General features: G+C 68.1%; 18 protein-coding genes and 1 riboswitch. Of the genes, 8 read left to right on the top strand and 10 right to left on the bottom strand.

All coding sequences use genetic code 11. The annotated features are described in order from the left end of the window. Window positions 1-47 precede the first annotated feature (47 nt). Genes B1991_RS06965 through B1991_RS06955 form a run of 3 tightly spaced genes read left to right on the top strand, consistent with a single transcriptional unit; the run spans window position 48 to window position 2400 of the window. Complete coding sequence (locus tag B1991_RS06965; protein ID WP_136258000.1) at window positions 48-395, top strand: PepSY domain-containing protein; 348 nt, start codon at window positions 48-50, stop codon at window positions 393-395. Then, window positions 395-1057 (top strand): response regulator transcription factor, encoded by a 663-nt coding sequence (locus tag B1991_RS06960; RefSeq protein ID WP_136257999.1) that lies wholly within the window; start codon window positions 395-397, stop codon window positions 1055-1057. The genes B1991_RS06965 and B1991_RS06960 overlap by 1 nt, the downstream gene beginning before the upstream one ends. Beyond that, window positions 1054-2400: a sensor histidine kinase gene (locus B1991_RS06955; RefSeq protein ID WP_246031083.1), complete on the top strand. Its 1347-nt coding sequence runs from the start codon at window positions 1054-1056 to the stop codon at window positions 2398-2400. The genes B1991_RS06960 and B1991_RS06955 overlap by 4 nt, the downstream gene beginning before the upstream one ends. Window positions 2401-2820: 420 nt before the next feature. On the opposite strand, the gene B1991_RS06950 is transcribed toward B1991_RS06955, so the two are convergent. From B1991_RS06950 to B1991_RS06940, 3 genes are all read right to left on the bottom strand, one after another. Further along, window positions 2821-3324 (bottom strand): hypothetical protein, encoded by a 504-nt coding sequence (locus B1991_RS06950; RefSeq protein ID WP_136257998.1) that lies wholly within the window; start codon window positions 3322-3324, stop codon window positions 2821-2823. Window positions 3325-3588: 264 nt separating this feature from the next. After that, window positions 3589-5826 carry a DNA topoisomerase IV subunit A gene (gene parC, locus B1991_RS06945; protein WP_136257997.1) on the bottom strand — a complete coding sequence of 746 codons (2238 nt, stop codon included), beginning with the start codon at window positions 5824-5826 and terminating at the stop codon, window positions 3589-3591. Window positions 5827-5907: 81 nt separating this feature from the next. Further along, window positions 5908-6384: an Lrp/AsnC family transcriptional regulator gene (locus tag B1991_RS06940; protein ID WP_136257996.1), complete on the bottom strand. Its 477-nt coding sequence runs from the start codon at window positions 6382-6384 to the stop codon at window positions 5908-5910. Between the two features lie 94 nt (window positions 6385-6478). On the opposite strand from B1991_RS06940, the gene B1991_RS06935 reads away from it, so the two are divergent. Continuing rightward, the gene (locus B1991_RS06935) at window positions 6479-7387 is read left to right on the top strand and encodes an EamA family transporter (protein ID WP_136257995.1); all 909 of its coding nucleotides are present in this window, start codon (window positions 6479-6481) and stop codon (window positions 7385-7387) included. A gap of 5 nt (window positions 7388-7392) precedes the next feature. Then, window positions 7393-8379: an aldo/keto reductase gene (locus B1991_RS06930; protein ID WP_136257994.1), complete on the top strand. Its 987-nt coding sequence runs from the start codon at window positions 7393-7395 to the stop codon at window positions 8377-8379. Here the strand turns inward: B1991_RS06930 and B1991_RS06925 are convergent, their stop codons facing one another. From B1991_RS06925 to crcB, 6 genes are all read right to left on the bottom strand, one after another. Further along, on the bottom strand, window positions 8380-9255 hold the full coding sequence (locus tag B1991_RS06925) for a TraB/GumN family protein (RefSeq protein ID WP_136257993.1): 876 nt from the start codon (window positions 9253-9255) through the stop codon (window positions 8380-8382). It lies immediately after the preceding gene. 31 nt (window positions 9256-9286) lie between these two features. Next, complete coding sequence (locus B1991_RS06920; protein WP_246031082.1) at window positions 9287-10264, bottom strand: pepsin/retropepsin-like aspartic protease family protein; 978 nt, start codon at window positions 10262-10264, stop codon at window positions 9287-9289. A 97-nt stretch (window positions 10265-10361) separates the two neighbouring features. Beyond that, window positions 10362-10520, bottom strand: coding sequence for a hypothetical protein (locus tag B1991_RS18615; protein WP_168709595.1), 159 nt, complete (start codon window positions 10518-10520; stop codon window positions 10362-10364). A gap of 96 nt (window positions 10521-10616) precedes the next feature. Next, on the bottom strand, window positions 10617-11735 hold the full coding sequence (gene cfa, locus B1991_RS06915) for a cyclopropane fatty acyl phospholipid synthase (RefSeq protein WP_136257991.1): 1119 nt from the start codon (window positions 11733-11735) through the stop codon (window positions 10617-10619). 34 nt (window positions 11736-11769) lie between these two features. Further along, on the bottom strand, window positions 11770-12108 hold the full coding sequence (locus tag B1991_RS06910; RefSeq protein WP_136257990.1) for a DUF190 domain-containing protein: 339 nt from the start codon (window positions 12106-12108) through the stop codon (window positions 11770-11772). Window positions 12109-12120: 12 nt separating this feature from the next. Next, window positions 12121-12507, bottom strand: a complete 387-nt coding sequence (crcB, locus tag B1991_RS06905; protein ID WP_136257989.1) for a fluoride efflux transporter CrcB — start codon at window positions 12505-12507, stop codon at window positions 12121-12123. Between the two features lie 67 nt (window positions 12508-12574). Continuing rightward, a riboswitch (Fluoride riboswitch) is annotated at window positions 12575-12679 on the bottom strand. A 73-nt stretch (window positions 12680-12752) separates the two neighbouring features. On the opposite strand from crcB, the gene B1991_RS06900 reads away from it, so the two are divergent. Beyond that, window positions 12753-14021, top strand: coding sequence for a multidrug effflux MFS transporter (locus tag B1991_RS06900; protein WP_136257988.1), 1269 nt, complete (start codon window positions 12753-12755; stop codon window positions 14019-14021). A gap of 12 nt (window positions 14022-14033) precedes the next feature. On the opposite strand, the gene B1991_RS06895 is transcribed toward B1991_RS06900, so the two are convergent. Beyond that, entirely contained in the window at window positions 14034-15155 is a 1122-nt protein-coding gene (locus B1991_RS06895; RefSeq protein ID WP_136257987.1) for a DUF2235 domain-containing protein, read from the bottom strand. Between the two features lie 134 nt (window positions 15156-15289). Here B1991_RS06895 and B1991_RS06890 point away from each other — a divergent pair, with 134 nt between their 5' ends. Together B1991_RS06890 and B1991_RS06885 are read left to right on the top strand one after the other, a co-directional pair. After that, a complete protein-coding gene (locus B1991_RS06890) occupies window positions 15290-16135 on the top strand; it encodes an isocitrate lyase/PEP mutase family protein (protein ID WP_136257986.1) in 846 nt (281 codons plus the stop codon). A gap of 15 nt (window positions 16136-16150) precedes the next feature. Further along, window positions 16151-16612, top strand: a complete 462-nt coding sequence (locus tag B1991_RS06885) for a carboxymuconolactone decarboxylase family protein (protein WP_136257985.1) — start codon at window positions 16151-16153, stop codon at window positions 16610-16612. The last annotated feature ends 45 nt before the right edge of the window (window positions 16613-16657 follow it).

Genomic DNA, 16657 nt, shown 5'->3' with positions numbered 1-16657 from the left:
GCCCGATGTCAGCTTGTTGTCAGCGCGGTTGTCGCAGGATCGATCCCATGAATACGCATCTGATCCGCCGCATCGCCATTCCCTTCTCGCTCGCCGCGTTGTTGCTGGGTGCATCCGCGCTGGGCCTGTCCTCGAGCGCGCTGGCCGGCAGCCACGACCACGACGACCACGTCGAGGCTCGCGCGTTGCTGCAGCGGGGCGAGATCCTGCCGCTCAGCCGCATCCTCGCCGTCGTCCAGCAGCGCGTGCCGGGCGATGTGGTGGAGGTGGAGCTGGAGCACGGCAAGCACCACGGCTGGGAGTACGAGGTGAAGGTGCTCACCGCGCAGGGCCGCGTGCGCGAGGTGAAACTCAACGCGCGCACCGGCGAGGTGCGCAAGGTCGAGGACGACTGATGCGCTGCCTCGTCGTCGAGGACAACCCCGATATCCAGGCCGACCTTGCCCGCGCGCTGGAAGCGGCGGGGTTCACCGTGGACGTCAGCGGCGACGGCGAAAGCGCCTGGTATCGCGGCGACGTGGAAGACTACGACGCGGCCGTGCTCGACCTCGGCCTGCCGCAACTCGACGGTCTTTCGGTATTGCGCCGCTGGCGCGCGGCGGGCCGCGCGTTTCCGGTGATCGTGGTGTCTGCGCGCGGCGACTGGACCGAGAAGGTCGAGGGCATCGAGGCAGGCGCCGACGACTACATGGCCAAGCCGTTCGAGATGGGCGAGCTGATCGCGCGCGTGCGCGGGCTGATCCGGCGCGGCGCGGGACGGCTGTCCAACGTGGTCGCCATCGGCCGGCTGCGGCTGGACACCGCGCGCATGAGTGCCTCGTTCGACGGCGCGCCAGCGCGGCTGTCGCCGCTGGAATTCCGCCTGCTGGATTACCTCTCGCACCAGGATGGCCGCGCCGTCTCCGCCGGCGAGCTGGCCGACCATCTCTACGGCGCCGCCGAAGACGGCGACACCAATGCGATCGAGGCGATCGTGGCGCGGCTGCGGCGCAAGTTCGGCGCCGACATCATCGCCACCCGCCGCGGCTTCGGCTATCTGCTGGAAACCACCACGTGATCACCCGCTCGCTGCACTGGCGACTGCTGGTCGGCGCGATGGCGGCGATCCTGCTGGCGCTGGCGGTGGCATGGCTGTTCATGACACTGCTGTTCGAACGCCACCTGGAACGCCGGCTGGAAGCGGAGATGACGCGCGACGGGTTGCGCCTGGTGGCGGGGCTGGTGATCGAGCCCGGTGGCGCGCCGCAGATCGAGCGGCCGCCGGTGGATTCGCGGCTGGAGACGCCGGCCGGCGGCTACTACTGGGAAGTGTCGACCGCGTCCGGTGCGCTGCGCTCGCGCTCGCTGTGGGATGCGGACCTGCGTCGCCCGGTCGATGTGCCGAGCGATCACTGGCGCCTGCAGCGTGCGGCCGGGCCATACGGGCAGCAGGTGTCGATCCTCGAACGCCGGGTGGAACTGGCCGATGGGCCGCAGGCGCTGGTGCAACTGGCGCTGGACGCCGCGCCGCTGGCCACCGCCCGGGCCGAGTTCGGCCGCGAGCTCGGTGCGTTCCTGGCGGTGCTGTGGCTGGTGCTGTCCGCCGCCGCCTGGCTGCAGGTGAGACTTGGCTTGCGCCCGCTCGGCCGCGTGCGCCGCGAACTGGCGGCACTGCGCGAGAGCGCCAGCGCGCGGCTGCCGGAATCGCATCTGCGCGAAGTGCAACCGCTGGTGGATTCGATCAACGCGCTGGCCGATGCGCGCGAGCGCGACCTGGCAGTGGCTCGCCAACGCGCGGCGGATCTGGCCCACGGCCTGAAAACCCCGCTGGCGGCAATGGTGGCGCAGACCCGCCGCGCGCGCGAAGCCGGCGCGCAGCAGGCCGCCGAAGGCATGGATCGCGCGATCGCGGCGATTCGCCGGGCGATCGAGGCCGAGCTGGCGCGGGCGCGCATTGCCGTGATCCGCCGCCAGCCCGGTGGCAACGCCGCGGTGCGCAACACCGTCGAGCGCCTGCTCACCGTGCTGGAGCAGACCGACCGCGGCGGCGAGCTGGCCTTCACCCTGGACATCCCCGCCGGCCTGCAGCTGGCGTTGCAGCCGGATGATCTCTCCGAAATCCTGGGCGCGGTGCTGGAGAACGCCGTGCGTTACGCCCGTCGCCAGGTGCGCGTTAGCGCAAGTGCCGGGCCTCAGTGGGCGCGGGTGAGCATCGAGGACGACGGCCCCGGCATCGCCGCCGAACATGCGCGCGATGCCTTGGCGCGCGGCGGCCGGCTGGACGAGGCCAACGAAGGCAGCGGGCTCGGTTTGGCGATTGCTCGCGAACTGACTGAAGCCACCGGCGGCACGATCACGATGTCGCGGGCCACCTTGGGCGGGTTGAAGGTCGAGTTTTGCTGGGGGCCGAGTGTGGATTGAGGCGAGGCGCCCTTCGACTCCGGCCTTGCGGCCTGCGCTCAGGGGTAACGGGTGGGGCTGAAGGTGAGGGCGAGCGTGGATTGATGCGGTCGCGCGTGGGCTTCGACTTCGCCGCTGCGCGGCTACGCTCAGCCCGAACGGGTGGGGTGGCGGCAGGTAAATTCCGGCTCCCGCCGACTTCCGCATACGTGTAGGAGCGCACCCTGTGCGCGATGTCCTTTTGCCGGGATTGGGGATTCGGGATTAGGGATTCGCAAAAGCGAGGGCACCCGCACGACGAAGGAAGTCCCTTGTGGACAGGGTGCGCTCCTGCAATTGATGCATGCCGTGGCGTGAGCGGGGTCAAAATGCGCCCGCTCCAAACCGATCACGCTGAGCGTAGTTCGCGCCAGCGAACGAAGTCGAAGCGCCACGCCGGATTCAATGCCCGCGACCGTGAAAGCGACCGGTACCCGCGCCGATCGAGATGCTCATGCCGCCACCCGGATCGTCGCAGCTGCCGAAGGCCTTGGTGACGTTCACCGTGCCGGTCTGGTAGTTGCCGCTGAAACGGCTGCCGCCGACCACGCCCATGCCCACGCTGCCGTGCACCTGCGGCTGGTTGTAAGTGGAGTCGTCGCACTCGGGCCGCGCGTCGCGGGCGACCTCGGTGTTGCCCATGCGTCCGCTGGTGTCGCCGTAATAGACACCCGGCGGATCGCGCCGCGGGTTCGTGGCAGCGCCTGTTCTGGCCGAACTTGCGGCGGGCGCGACGCCGGCAGCGGTTGCTGTCGCGTCGCGGGCAGGCACCGCCGCCGTGCTGCTGGCGGCCGGCAGCTCGCCGGGTGGCAGTTTCAGGTTCAGCGGCTGGGTCGTGCTCTGCGCCCATGCCGGCGCGGCCAGCAGGGTGGCCAGCAAGGCGGGAAGAAAGCGGGGGACGTTCATGCGGACTCCGGGGTTGTCACCTGTCCAACGCGCGAAGTCGCGTCGGGGTGTACATCCCTGTTGGAAAGGCGCAATGGCGACAAGTTCCGAGAACGTAGGGCGGGCACTGCCCGCCGCCGTTGGCCGCGTATCTTGTCGAAGAGCCGGCGGGCCGTGCCCGCCCTACGGTACCTGAACCTGTAGGAGCGCACCCTGTGCGCGATGCTCTTCGTTGGGCGTGACGAAAGGCATCGCGCACAGGGTGCGCTCCTACAGGGGTTCCGCTCAAGCCGTGGTTTCGATCCGCTCGACGCGGCGCAGGCCGCGTGGCAGCAGGTTGCCGCGAGTGGCGCGGTTGCCGCCGTATTCGACCAGATCGGCCCATTTCAGGGTGAGCTTGCGCGCGCCGGCGTACATCGTCACTTCGCCCTTGCCCTCGCTGACCACGGCCACGCCGGCCACGCGCTCGCCCTCGGCCAGCTGCTTCTTCGGGATCTCGATCAGCTTGTTGCCCTTGCCCTTGTCGAGTTCCGGCAATTCGGCCACCGAGAACATCAGCAAGTGACCTTCGCTGGTGACCACCACGATGCGGTCGCGCGCCGGATCGGCGCTGATTTGCGGCGCCAGCACTTTCGCGCCGTCGCTGAGCGAGATGATCTGCTTGCCGGCCTTGTTGCGGCCGGTGAGTGATTCGAAGCGGTTGACGAAGCCGTAGCCGAAGTCGGTGGCGAGGATCAGCCGGGTGTCGTTGTCGCCGGCGATCACCGCGTCGAAGCTGGCGCCGCCGGCGGGGCTGAAGCGGCCGGTCAGCGGCTCGCCGTTGCCGCGCGCCGAGGGCAGCGTGTGCGCGGGCGTGGAGTAGGCGCGGCCGGTGGAGTCGATGAAGGCGACCTGCTGCGTGGTGCGCGCCTTCACCGCGGCGAGCAGGCCGTCGCCTTCGCGGTAGTTCAGGCCTTCGGCGTCCACATCGTGGCCCTTCGCCGCGCGCGCCCAGCCCTTCTGCGAGAGCACCACAGTGACCGGCTCGCTGGCCACCAGCGCGCTTTCGTCCAGCGCCTGGGCGACTTCGCGCTCGACCAGCGGCGAGCGGCGCGCGTCGCCGAATTTCTCGGCGTCGGCGCGCAGCTCTTCCTTGATCAGGCCCTTCAGCTTGGCCGGCGATTTCAGCAGCACGTTGATCTTCGCGCGCTCCTCTTCGAGCTGGTCGCGCTCGGCGTTGATCTTCATTTCCTCGAGGCGGGCCAGCTGGCGCAGGCGAGTTTCGAGGATGTAGTCGGTCTGCTCCTCGCTGAGCCGGAAGCGCGCCATCAGCACCGGTTTGGGCTCGTCCTCGGTGCGCACGATGCGGATCACTTCATCGAGGTTGAGGTAGGCGGTGTGCAGGCCTTCGAGCAGGTGCAGGCGGCGGTCGACCTTGGCCAGCCGGTTTTCCAGTCGGCGGGTGACGGTGCTGGTGCGGAAGCTCAGCCACTCGGTGAGGATGCGCTTGAGGTCCTTCACCTGCGGCCGGCCGTCGAGGCCGATCATGTTGAGGTTGACGCGGAAGCTCTTCTCCATGTCCGTGGTGGCGAACAGGTGCTGCATGGTCTCGTCCGCGTCCACGCGGTTGGAGCGCGGCACGATCACCAGCCGGATCGGATTCTCGTGATCGGATTCGTCGCGCAAGTCCTCGATCATCGGCAATTTCTTCGCGCGCATCTGCGCGGCGATCTGTTCGAGGATCTTCGATGGGCTGACCTGGTGCGGCAGCGCGGTGATCACGATGTTGCCCTCCTCGCGCCGATACACGGCGCGGGCGCGCACCGAACCGCCACCGGTCTGGTAGATCGCCAGCAGGTCGGCGCGCGGAGTGATGATCTCCGCCTCGGTCGGGTAGTCCGGGCCAGGCACGTGTTCGCACAGTTCGGCGACGGTGGCGTTCGGCTCATCCAGCAGGCGGATGCACGCGGTGGCCAGTTCGCGCAGGTTGTGCGGCGGGATGTCGGTGGCCATGCCCACCGCGATGCCCATCGAACCGTTCAGCAGCACGTGCGGCACGCGCGCCGGCAGCCAGCTTGGTTCTTCCAGCGTGCCGTCGAAGTTCGGCACCCAGTCCACCGTGCCGTGGCCCAGTTCACCCAGCAAGGCCTCGGCGATCGGGCTCAGCTTCGATTCGGTGTAGCGCATCGCGGCGAAGCTTTTCGGGTCGTCCGGCGAACCGAAGTTGCCTTGGCCGTTGACCAGCGGGTAGCGGTACGAGAACGGCTGCGCCATCAGCACCATCGCTTCATAGCTGGAACTGTCGCCATGCGGGTGGAACTTGCCGATCACGTCACCGATGGTGCGCGCGGATTTCTTCGGCTTGGCCGTGGCGTTCAGGCCCAGCTCGCTCATCGCGTAGATGATGCGCCGCTGCACCGGCTTCAAGCCGTCACCCACGAACGGCAGCGCGCGGTCCAGCACCACGTACATCGAGTAATCGAGATAGGCCCGCTCGGCGTATTCCTTCAGCGGGATCTGTTCGTAATTGGCTTGCAGGTTCATGGATTGGATCTTGGAAAGTGGCGCGCGCGGCGCGGATAACCGGTCGATGGTGCCAGAAAGCGGCAGGCTCTTGTAGCGCGCCTACGGGCTGCCGCCGTTGTCCGGCAGTGGCGGCGCGCGCAGCGGCACCGGAGTGGACTGCACGATCGACGTGGTGGTCTGGCCGTAGCGCAGGAAGCGGTCGAGGATCAGGTCGAGATTTTCCAGTGCATCCAGGTACACCTTGATGATGAAGCAGTCCTCGCCGGTGACGCGGTGGCATTCGACGACCTGCGGCATCTTCTGCGCGAGCTCGGCGATCTTCGACAACTGCCCGGGCGCCGGGCGCACGCGTACGTACGCGGTGATCGGCCAGCCCAGTGCCTTCGGGTCGAGATCGATCCGGTAGCCGCGGATCACGCCGGTTTCCTCCAGGCGGGTGAGGCGCTCCTTCACCGCTGGCGCGGACATGCCGATGCGGCTGGCGAGCTTGCTGACCGGCTGGCGCGGGTCTTCCTGCAGTGCCCTCAGCAATTCGACATTGCGCGGGTCGGAGACGAGGCTGGAAATCTGAGGCATATCGCTCTTGACACCTGTAAAAATGAAAAAACTGGAAGTATTTACCTTGGATTACGCATGGATCATGCGCCAACTCCATGGAAAATGGGAGGCCATGAACGGGCAGCTTTCCACCCCTGCGAAACCAGAGTTCGCGCCGCCGCCGCAGCTGTATTTCGTGGTCAGTGCGATCTTCCACTACCTCGGCCCGGCCTTTGCCGTGCTGTTGTTCGCCCGGGTCGAACCGCTCGGCGTCGCCTGGCTGCGGATCGGCAGCGCGGCGCTGATCTTCGCGGCATGGCGGCGGCCGTGGCGCCACTTTCTGCAGCTGACCCCGGCGGCACGATGGAACATCGCGGGACTGGGCGTGGTGCTCGGAGGCATGAATGCCTGCTTCTACCTGGCGATCGATCGCCTGCCACTGGCGACGGTTGGCGCGATCGAGTTTCTCGGTCCGATCGCCCTGGCGCTGGCAGGGCTGCGCACGCAACGCAATAGCGTGGCGCTGGCCCTGGTGATCGCCGGCGTGTGGTTCCTGACCCATCTGCGCCTTGCCGGCGCGCCGCTCGGTTTCGCGTTCGCGTTTGCCAATTGCGCGCTGTTCACGCTGTACATCGTGCTCGGCCATCGAGTCGCGAACGATGGCGGCGGCAACGCCATCGATGGCCTGGCCGCCGCGATGCTGGTGGCGCTGGTTGTGGTTACCCTGATCGGCATTCGCCCGGCCACGCCGGCGCTGCTCAGCCTGCCGCTGCTCGCCGCAGGCATTGGCGTCGGCGTGACATCATCGGTCATCCCTTACGTGTGCGACCAGCTGGCGATGGCGCGGTTGCCGCGGGCCACCTTTGCCATGCTGCTGGCCTTGCTGCCCGCCACGGCCTGCCTGGTCGGCGCCGTCGTGCTGCACCAGCTGCCTGGTCGGGCGGAAACGACCGGCATCGCGCTGGTTGCCGCCGGCATCGCCATCCATCGCGAGGCACGGCGACAGGGCCGGACTGATTTCACGCAACGACTAGAGAGGTGATCTCCATGGATTACGTACGACTCGGCAAGACTGGCCTCAAGGTCTCGCGCATCTGCCTGGGCTGCATGAGCTATTCGGAAGCGCCCACCAGGGCGAGGCCATGGACGCTGGACGAGGAGCACAGCCGGCCGTTCATCCGGCGCGCGCTCGAACTGGGCATCAACTATTTCGACACCGCGAACATGTACTCCGCCGGTGGCAGCGAGCTGGTGCTGGGGCGTGCCTTGCGCGATTTCGCTCGGCGCGAGGAGGTCGTGATCGCGACCAAGGTGTTCTACCCGATGCGCGAGGATGCCAACGGCGGCGGCCTGTCGCGCAAGGCCATCATGACCGAGATCGACGCCAGCCTGCGCCGACTCGGCACCGACTACGTCGATCTCTACCAGATCCACCGCTGGGACCACGCCACGCCGATCGAGGAAACGCTGGAGGCGCTGCACGACGTAGTGAAGTCGGGCAAGGCGCGTTACATCGGCGCCTCGTCGATGATGGCCTGGCAGTTCGCCAAGGCGTTGTACACCGCCGACCTGCACGGCTGGACCCGCTTCGTGTCGATGCAGCCGCACTACAACCTGCTGTACCGCGAGGAGGAGCGCGAGATGCTGGGGTTGTGCGCGGACCAGGGCATCGGCGTGGTGCCGTGGAGCCCGCTGGCGCGCGGTCGCCTGGCGCGGCCGTGGGAGGAGAAGCCCAGCACGCTGCGCGGCGGCTCCGATCCTTGGGGCGATGGCGTGTATGCCGCGAGCAAGGCGGCGGACAAGGCGGTGGTGGATCGCGTCGGCGAAGTGGCCGAGCGCCTCGGTGTGCCGCGGCCACAGGTAGCGTTGGCGTGGCTGTTGCACCAACCTGTGGTCACCGCGCCGATCGTCGGCGTGACCAAACCGCATCACCTGGAAGAGGCGGTGGCGGCGCTGGCGGTCGAGTTGCCCGCGAGCGAACTCGATGCACTGGAGGCGCCGTATTTGCCGCATGCCGTTGCCGGCATCGTTTGATCAAGGCAGCCGTTTGACTGATGTGCCGCGTGTTTCCAGTTGGGCCTGCACGCTGTCCGGTCCGGCCAGGTGGGCGGCGCCCACCGCGATGAAGAAGGTGCCGGGTTTCTGCAGCATCGCGATGATCTTCGTCGCCCAGGCCTGATTGCGTTGTACCAGCAGGCGTTGGTACAGCTCAGGGGCGTGCTGGGCCAGGTCTTCGTCTTCGATACGGGCGATGGCGGCGACGTCGCCGTGCTTCCACGCATCGATCAGCGTGGTGAGTTCGGCGCTGCCCTTGTCGATGTCGCGCAGGGTGGAGCGCAGGAATTCCAGTTCGACGCCGGCGGGCAGGTCGGCGAGGAAGCGGATCTGCTGCTCGGCGGTTTCCAGCCCGTTGACCGGCTTGCCGGCGGCGAGCATCTGCGCCTTGAGCAGCTTGTCGACGCCGTGCGCCGGATCGAGGCCGGCCTTCAGCAGCGGCGCCACCGCCAGCGTCAGCCCGGCCAGCCACGGCCGCATCATCTGCAAGGTGTTCACGCCGCCGGGCACGCCGACGGTTTGTGCAGCTTTGGCCAGGGTGGCGTTCTCGGCGGCGCTGAGTTTTCCCGACAGCGGATGGGCGGGATCCAGCCCGTACTGCAGCACCAGCGCCTGCATGCGCACCGGATCGTCGTCGGTGATCTCGATGGTCAGCGAGTCGCTGGCGGCGAGCGCCTGGTCCAGGGCGGGGTAGCGCCAGTCGGTGTCGTTCGGCAGCAGGTGCACGGTGCCGAACAGGTAGATCGTGGTGTCGGCATCCTTCACCACCCACAGCGCGGGTTTCGCCCATGCCGCGGCGCTGGCGAACAGCAGCAAGCAGGCAACGAAGGTGCGGACAAATCGGCTGAGTGTCATGTCGGCAGTGTCACGGCAAGCGGCGGCGGATTCAATCCTGCGGCGGGGCCGCGGCCGTGCAGTCGCCGGCGCAACGGAGCCAGGCGGTGGCGTGCGGGTAGTCGATCGTCATGCTGAAGCGGGCGAGCACGTTGGCGCCGATCGCGCCTTCGGGCGAGGCATCCATGATGCTGGCCATCATGCCGTGGAAGGCTCGGTCCGGCCGTTCGGTGAACCACACCGGACCCACGGACCATCCGGCGATCTCCAACTCGGGTACCTCGATCAGCCGTGCCTTGAAGCGCGGCGCCATGAGGTCATCGCCGTTTTCCACGATGGTCCATTCGGGATGCGCCTTGTGCCAGTGTTCGAGCATGCTGGTGGTGATGTAGCTGGTGACGCCGAAGCCGTTCACGGTTTCGGTGCCGGCGGCGGCCTTGCCGGCGGGCGTGGGATGCGCGGTGGCGCCGGTGTCCAGCAGCATGTCCAGCGGCTTGCCGTCGATGCGCACCACGATGCGCGGGAAGTGCTGCACCACCTTGCCGTGCGCGTCGGTCTGGAAACCCAGCGGTGCGCGATGGGCGGCAGGGTCGGGGCGCCAGTCGCCGGCTTCGGCCCGCAGTTGCCGTGCGGGATAGTCGAAGGTCCAGACCCGGTTGCCGAGGTAGGCTGCGCCCAGCTGGCCGTCGTCCGGGTACGGACCGGGGTTCACCAGCAGCTTGCCCGCGCACGGCCCGTTCGGCGGCGGCAACTGCTGGCCCGGTCGGTAGGAGGGCGGCGTGGCTACAGTGATGGCGTCACCGTCGACCGTGCAGGTGGTGGTTTTCAGGCCGAGGCGTTGCGTGGCTTTGGCCGACAGCCAGTACATGCCGGCCACGCCGCCGCCACCGGTATCCACCAGCAGGCGCAACGAGGCGCCATCCACGGTCTGCGGCGTGGCGTAGAAGTGTCCGGCTTCGACATGCGTGGGCAGCGTCTGCGCCGGTGCGGCGCCGGCCAGCGCCAAGGCAGCCATCCATATCGTGATCATCGCGATGCTCCAAGGTTCGGCTGCAGCCTACGCGATGGCGCGGCAGGCGCCATGTGTCAGTCGGCATGGCATCGCGATGCCTGTGGCGGCCGGATTGTCACGAACCGCCGGATTTCCTCGGCCTCCTTGCCTTCGGCGCAGTGTTCCTCGCCGCGGCCTGGCGCTGTTTTTCATGGTCGCGCGAGTCGATGGCTTCCTGCTCGTGTTTCCGGTTGTCTCTGCGACGTTCGGCCGATTCTTCGTTCTTCAGTTTCATGGATGTCACTCCCGTCGGTTTCCCGCGCCATGAGGTGGTGCAGGTGAAATCGGCATCACGGCGGCGCCAACGGACAAGCGAACATGGCCTCGCCCTTCAGCGCGGCGCGCGGTAGCCGCCCGGCACCCCGTGCGGACTGAGCACCAGTTGCCACAACTGGTCGCGGCGGCTGCGGAAGACGGCGGCGGATACGGCAAGGTAGTAACGCCACATGCGGCGGAAGCGTTCGTCGTAGCTTTCCGGCAGGCTGGGCCAGGCGGCTTCGACGTTGGCTCGCCACGCGGTGAGGGTGCGGTCGTAGTCGGCGCCGAAGTTGTGCCAGTCCTCGACCACGAACAGATCCTCCAGCGCGGTGGTGACCTGGCTGGCGGCGGGGATCATCGAGTTGGGGAAGATGTATTTCTCGATCCATGGATCGGTTTGTGCCGGCGCACCGTTGCTGCCGATGCAATGCAGCAGGGACAGGCCGTCCTGCTTCAGGCAGCGGCGCACGGTTTCGAAATAGCTGCGGTAGTTCTTGCCGCCGACGTGCTCGAACATGCCGATCGACCAGATCGCGTCGAACTGCTCGTTGAGCTCGCGGTAGTCCTGCAGGCGGATCTCGATCGGCAGGCCGGCGCAAAGCTCGCGGGCGTAGTCGGCCTGCTGCTGCGACACGGTGATGCCCACCCCTTCGACGCCGTAGCGTTCGGCGGCGAACTTCAGCGCCTCGCCCCAGCCGCAGCCGATGTCGAGCACGCGCTGGCCCGTCTGCAGTTGCAGCTTGCGGCAGACCAGGTCGAGCTTGGCTTCCTGGGCGTCGTCGAGGTTGCCGGCCTTGGTCCAGTAGCCGCAGGAATACACCAGGCGCTTGCCCAGCATGGCGTGGAACAGGTCGTTGCCGAGGTCGTAGTGCGCCTTGCCGATCTCGAATGCGCGCTCGCCGCGCTGCAGGTTGATGAAGCGCGCCTTGAGGTGGGCGAGCAGGGTGTCGAGGGTTTTCAGGCCCTGGTCCAGGCCTGCGGCGAGCAGGCGCGTGCACATGCCCGGCAGGTCGCCGACGTCCCACCAGCCGTCCATGTAGGCCTCTCCAAGGCCCAGCGAACCGTGTGCGAAGACGCGTGCGTAGAGGCGTTCGTCATGTACCTGCAGGTCGGTGGTATCGGGTCCGTTGATGTTGATGCCGGCTTGGGCAAGCAGTTCGCTGGCGCGGTTCTTGAGGTCGTCCTGGCTCATGCGCTACCTCGTGCGTGGGGTGCGGCGGTGGGATTCAGTGCGTGCCGAGAGCAGCGAAGCTTGCCGCAATGCGTGCATACGTGATGTCGACATGCGCCTCGCGCACCCGTTGCAGCAGTGCTTCGGCCTGCTCGTCCCGCAGCAGGAACTCGATGCGCAGCGGCAGGTCGTCCGCCAGTTCGAAGAACTGTTCCTCATGCAGCACGCCGTGGCGGCCGTAGCCGGCGATCGCGCGGAATACCGAGCCGCCGCCGATACCCAGTCGTCGCGCCTGCGCCAGCATCCACTCGGACAACAGCACGCCATCGTGGCGTGCGCGCGAATGGCAGTAGAAGTTCAGCAGCACGCCGTGTTGCAGGGATTCGTTGTCCATGCGGCCTCCCGTTCAGTGGCGCAGCACGCTGCGCGTGATGGCAAGGCCGAGCACGGTCATGCCGAGCGAGCCGACGAGGTGGGTCAGCACGTGGCCACTGAACCACAGGTACTGCTGGCGCAGCAGCAGGGTCGCCGCTTCACCGGAAAACGTGGAGAAGGTGGTGAGCCCGCCGAGGAAGCCGGTCATCACGAACAACTGCAGCTCCGGCGACACCGCCTGGAAACCGCGGAACAGGCCGATCGCCACGCCCATCAGCAGGCCGCCGGCGAGGTTCGCGGCCAGGGTGCCCAGCGGCAGGGTGGGGAATACGGGGTTGAGCAGCACGCCCAATCCCCAGCGCAACCAGCAGCCCAGTGCGCCGCCGATGCCGATGGCCACAAACCCGTTCAAACCCATGCGTGCCTCCTGACCGTGGATGTGTCCGGCTGCCGCGGCGGCAGGCACGCCTGCGCCGCCGGAAGCCGGTGGTGCAGGCATCATCAACTTCAACGCGGGATCGCCCGAAGTGGTTTGTCCCGGAAGCGCGGGGCGCTGCCGGAACGGGAGGCATGCCATCTCCCGGGCCGTCATCGTAGTGGAAGGTGACGCCCCGTCGTCAAGCGCGCCATATACTGCCGGGCCACCAGACGCCATTGGCTGCCATGAACCCCACCCCGCGCGCCGTGCAGCGCAGCCTGCCATGGCTGCTTGCCGCGTTGTCGATGATCGGCCCGTTCTCCATCGACGCGGTGTTTCCTGCGTTCCCCGCGATCGGCTTGCGCTTTGCGGTGGACGACGCGGCGTTGCAGCAGTTGATCAGCATGTACCTGGTCACCTATGCGGTGATGAGCCTGTTCCATGGCGCCGTGTCCGATGCGCTGGGGCGCAAGCCGGTGATGATCGCAGGCATGCTGTTGTATGCGCTGGCCTCGGTGGGTGCGGCGTTGTCTACTTCATTCGCCATGCTGCTCGCCTGCCGCGGCCTGCAGGGCGCGTGCGCCGGCGCGGGGCTGGTGGTGGGTCGCGCGCTGATCCGCGACAGCCTGGAGGGCGCCGCCGCGCAACGGCTGATGTCGCAGGTGATGATGATCTTCGGCGTGGCGCCGGTGATCGCGCCGATGGTCGGCGCGCTGCTGTTGCCGCTGGGCGGCTGGCACGGCATCTTCTGGCTGCTGAGCGGTTTCAGCGTCGCACTGGCGCTGGCCCTGGGATGGCTGCTGGACGAGACGCACCCGCCATCGCGGCGCACCGCGTTCGCGTTGCGCCCGTTGCTGGCCGGTTACGTGTCGTTCGGGCGCGATACGTTGTTCTGGCCCTTGCTGGCGGCCAGCTCGGTGAACTTTGCCGGCCTGTTCCTGTACATCGCCTCGGCGCCGCGCATCGTGCGCGAGCTGCTGCACCTGTCGGCGCAGGGATTCCCCTGGCTGTTCGTGCCGGTGGTGGCCGGCATGGTCACCGGCGCGTGGTGCTCCGGCCGACTGGCCGAACGTGCCAGCGTGCGTGTCACGGTGAATCTGGGCTACGTCTCGATGGGCCTGGCTTGCACCTTGCACCTGGCACTGGCGATCGCGCTGCCGCAACCGCGGCTGCCCTGGTCGATGCTGCCGCTGATCCTGCACGGCATCGGCGTGCAACTGGCATTCCCCACGCTGACCTTGCTGCTGCTGGACCGCTTTCCGCAACGGCGCGGCGGGATTTCCTCGGTGCAGGCGTTCGCCAGCCTGTTGCTGTGCAGTGTGGTGGCCGGGCTCTTCTCGCCGCTGCTGTCCACCAGCATGCTCGGCCTGGCGCTGGGTGCCTCGGCGCTCACCGCGGCGGGCGCGCTGGCCTGGTGGCGCTACGGCACGCTGGCCCGGCGCACGCCGGGACGGGACCTGCCGCCCGCCGACCCCGGCGCGCCAATCCAGGCGGAAATCGCCGAACCGCGCTGACCGATCGGGGCGCTACGCCGGCCGTGCCGTCCCGTCGTCCACCGACATCAGCACGGTCGCGGTGGCCAGCGCGCGGACCAGGGTGGGCGAGCGGTAGCTCGGGTCGGCCAGCCAGCGGCGCCATACCGATTCGTCCACCTTCTCGTTGACGCCGCTGCCCAGGGTGCGATCGAACGGCGGCTTGAACTCCTTGTAGATGCCGTCCATGAACTCCTTGTAGGAGTTGCGCGGCACGCCCATGGCCGCGTTGCCGGTCGGGGCCAGCAGCTCGTCGCAGGCGAGGCCGGCCTTGATCGCCTTGGCCTGCAGCCAAGCCAGGCTGAGGTCGGGCAGCGGGTCGGGCTTGCGGCCGGCGCCGTCGCAGTCGTTGCCGCCGCCCACATCGGAGTGCGAGCCGATGAACCAGCGCTGCTCGACGTCGATCTGCTCGCGCTTCTTGGAGGTCAGCGATTCGCCGGGCTTGATCGTGTACGGATTGCGCGTCCACACCGCAGGCTGGAAATCGCCGCGATGCTCGTCCAGCGCCAGTGCCTGGTAGGCGTGCTTGACGATCTTGCTCAGCTCGGTGTCGTGGAAGCGGTAGCGCGAGCGCGCAAACGGAAACCACGAGGCGGTGTCGGGGATGCCGAGCGAACCCACCGTGTCCCACACGCCGATGAAATGGATGTCCACCTCGGTCGAGTGCTGCTTGCGGAACGCCCGCGCGGCCGGGTCGTCGGGCCTGGTCTCCACGTCGCGGTAGAAATCGTAGGCGTGATTCGCGTCGTTGCGGGACAGTTTGCCGCCAGCCTCCCGCCTGAGCAGGCCGCACTTGCGGATCAGGCCGCCCAGGCTGCGCGCGGTATAGGCGCCGCGGCTGAAACCGAACAGGTAGATCTGGTCGCCCGCTTGCCACGTGTCGCACAGCCAGCGGTAGCCATCCAGCACGTTGCCCGAGAGGCCATAGCCGAACGCGCCGCCGAGCAGGTGGGTGATGCCGCGTTTCACTCCCACGCCGGGGATGTAGTTGACCAGTTGCGCGGTGCCCAGTGCGTCGCGCGACGCGATCAGCCGGCGCAGGCGCTCCACGTTGGTATCCGATTCCGGCTTGTTCCAGGTGCCGTCGAACAGCAGCACCAGTCGGCGAATCGCCATGGCTTCCTCCATCGCGGTGGGCGTGGCGCGACAGCTTCGGGTCGATCGGCGCCGACTGTAGCAGGCGCCATGCGCCGGTGCTGGCGCCGGCGTATCCTGCAAGGTCAACCCGCAAGATGAGGCGATGCGCAACGATGGAACGGCAGGAACAGATCGAGCTGGCGCAGACGTTCCGGCGCATGCATGACCGTACCCGGGTGCTGTTGCTGCCCAATGCCTGGGACGCGCTCAGCGCGCGATTGTTCGCGCAGCGGGGCTTTGCTGCGCTGGCCACCACCAGCGCCGGCGTGGCGTGGTCGCTGGGCTATGCCGATGGCGAGCAGGCACCGCTGGACGAGGTGCTGGCGGCGACTGCCCGCATCGTGCGTGCGGCGGCGGTGCCGGTGACGGCGGACATCGAGACGGGCTACGGCGAGACGCCGGAAGAGGTGGCCGCGACGGTGCGGGCGGTGATCGCCACCGGCGTCGTGGGCATCAACCTCGAGGACGGCATGCCGGGCCACGGCCCGCTGCGCGAGACATCGGAAGCGGCGGCGCGCGTGCGCGCGGCGCGGGCGGCGGCCGACACCGCCGGCGTGCCGATCGTGATCAACGCGCGGGTCGATCACTGGATGCAGCATGACGGCGCCGAGCCGGCCGCGCGCCTGGCCGACGCCATCGAGCGTGGCCGTGCCTACCTCGCCGCGGGCGCCGACTGCATCTATCCGATCGGACTGGCCGAGCCGGCTACGCTGGCCGCGCTGGTGCGCGCGCTCGATGCGCCGGTCAACGTGGCGGCCGGCGCCGGCATGCCCGGCCTGGCCGAGCTGGCGCGGCTCGGCGTGGCCCGGGTCAGCACCGCCACGCGGCTGACCACGCTGGCGCTGGGAGCGGTCGACCGCGCGCTGGCAGGTGTGCAGGCAAGCGGAAATTTCGAGGGACTGGTTGCCGACTTCGGCTATGCCGATGCGCAGCAACTGTTCGAGCCTGGTTCAAACTGACGAGAGGTGAAAGGAATGAGTGAACGCATCGATTACAGGATGGCATCGCCGGCTGCCTTCAAGGCCATGCTGGCAATGGAAACCCAGGTTCGCCACAGCGGCCTGGAGCATTCGCTGATCGAGTTGGTGAAGATGCGCGTGTCGCAGATCAACGGCTGCGCGTACTGCCTGGACATGCACAGCAAGGATGCGCGTGCCGCCGGCGAGACGGAGCAGCGCCTGCACGTGCTGGCGGCGTGGCGCGAGGCGCCGTTCTATTCGGCGCGCGAGCGTGCCGCGCTGGCCTGGGCCGAGGCGGTCACCCTGGTGTCGACCAACGACTTGCCCGACGCCCTGTATGACGAGGTGCGCGCGCAGTTCGACGACAAGGCCATGGTCGACCTCACCCTGGCGATCATCACGATCAACGGCTGGAACCGGCTGGCGATCGGTTTCCGCGCGGATGTCGGCAGCTACCAGCCGCAGCCGGCGGCTTGAGCGTGAAGCGGGCAACCTCGCGTCGAATGCGGATGCAGGGTTCCG

Origin of the sequence: Rhodanobacter lindaniclasticus (assembly GCF_004799035.1) — a bacterium.
GTDB classification, from domain to species: Bacteria; Pseudomonadota; Gammaproteobacteria; order Xanthomonadales; family Rhodanobacteraceae; genus Rhodanobacter; species Rhodanobacter lindaniclasticus.
This window is presented reverse-complemented; position numbering and strand designations above follow the sequence as displayed.

What these genes read in the sequence shown, in the direction of transcription:
- B1991_RS06965 (WP_136258000.1), top strand. Translation starts at nt 48, where the DNA reads ATGAATACGCATCTGATCCGCCGCATCGCCATTCCCTTCTCGCTCGCC.
- B1991_RS06960 (WP_136257999.1), top strand. Translation starts at nt 395, where the DNA reads ATGCGCTGCCTCGTCGTCGAGGACAACCCCGATATCCAGGCCGACCTT.
- B1991_RS06950 (WP_136257998.1), bottom strand. Translation starts at nt 3,324, where the DNA reads ATGAACGTCCCCCGCTTTCTTCCCGCCTTGCTGGCCACCCTGCTGGCC.
- parC (WP_136257997.1), bottom strand. Translation starts at nt 5,826, where the DNA reads ATGAACCTGCAAGCCAATTACGAACAGATCCCGCTGAAGGAATACGCC.
- B1991_RS06940 (WP_136257996.1), bottom strand. Translation starts at nt 6,384, where the DNA reads ATGCCTCAGATTTCCAGCCTCGTCTCCGACCCGCGCAATGTCGAATTG.
- B1991_RS06935 (WP_136257995.1), top strand. Translation starts at nt 6,479, where the DNA reads ATGAACGGGCAGCTTTCCACCCCTGCGAAACCAGAGTTCGCGCCGCCG.
- B1991_RS06930 (WP_136257994.1), top strand. Translation starts at nt 7,393, where the DNA reads ATGGATTACGTACGACTCGGCAAGACTGGCCTCAAGGTCTCGCGCATC.
- B1991_RS06925 (WP_136257993.1), bottom strand. Translation starts at nt 9,255, where the DNA reads ATGACACTCAGCCGATTTGTCCGCACCTTCGTTGCCTGCTTGCTGCTG.
- B1991_RS06920 (WP_246031082.1), bottom strand. Translation starts at nt 10,264, where the DNA reads ATGATCACGATATGGATGGCTGCCTTGGCGCTGGCCGGCGCCGCACCG.
- B1991_RS18615 (WP_168709595.1), bottom strand. Translation starts at nt 10,520, where the DNA reads ATGAAACTGAAGAACGAAGAATCGGCCGAACGTCGCAGAGACAACCGG.
- cfa (WP_136257991.1), bottom strand. Translation starts at nt 11,735, where the DNA reads ATGAGCCAGGACGACCTCAAGAACCGCGCCAGCGAACTGCTTGCCCAA.
- B1991_RS06910 (WP_136257990.1), bottom strand. Translation starts at nt 12,108, where the DNA reads ATGGACAACGAATCCCTGCAACACGGCGTGCTGCTGAACTTCTACTGC.
- crcB (WP_136257989.1), bottom strand. Translation starts at nt 12,507, where the DNA reads ATGGGTTTGAACGGGTTTGTGGCCATCGGCATCGGCGGCGCACTGGGC.
- B1991_RS06900 (WP_136257988.1), top strand. Translation starts at nt 12,753, where the DNA reads ATGAACCCCACCCCGCGCGCCGTGCAGCGCAGCCTGCCATGGCTGCTT.
- B1991_RS06895 (WP_136257987.1), bottom strand. Translation starts at nt 15,155, where the DNA reads ATGGCGATTCGCCGACTGGTGCTGCTGTTCGACGGCACCTGGAACAAG.
- B1991_RS06890 (WP_136257986.1), top strand. Translation starts at nt 15,290, where the DNA reads ATGGAACGGCAGGAACAGATCGAGCTGGCGCAGACGTTCCGGCGCATG.
- B1991_RS06885 (WP_136257985.1), top strand. Translation starts at nt 16,151, where the DNA reads ATGAGTGAACGCATCGATTACAGGATGGCATCGCCGGCTGCCTTCAAG.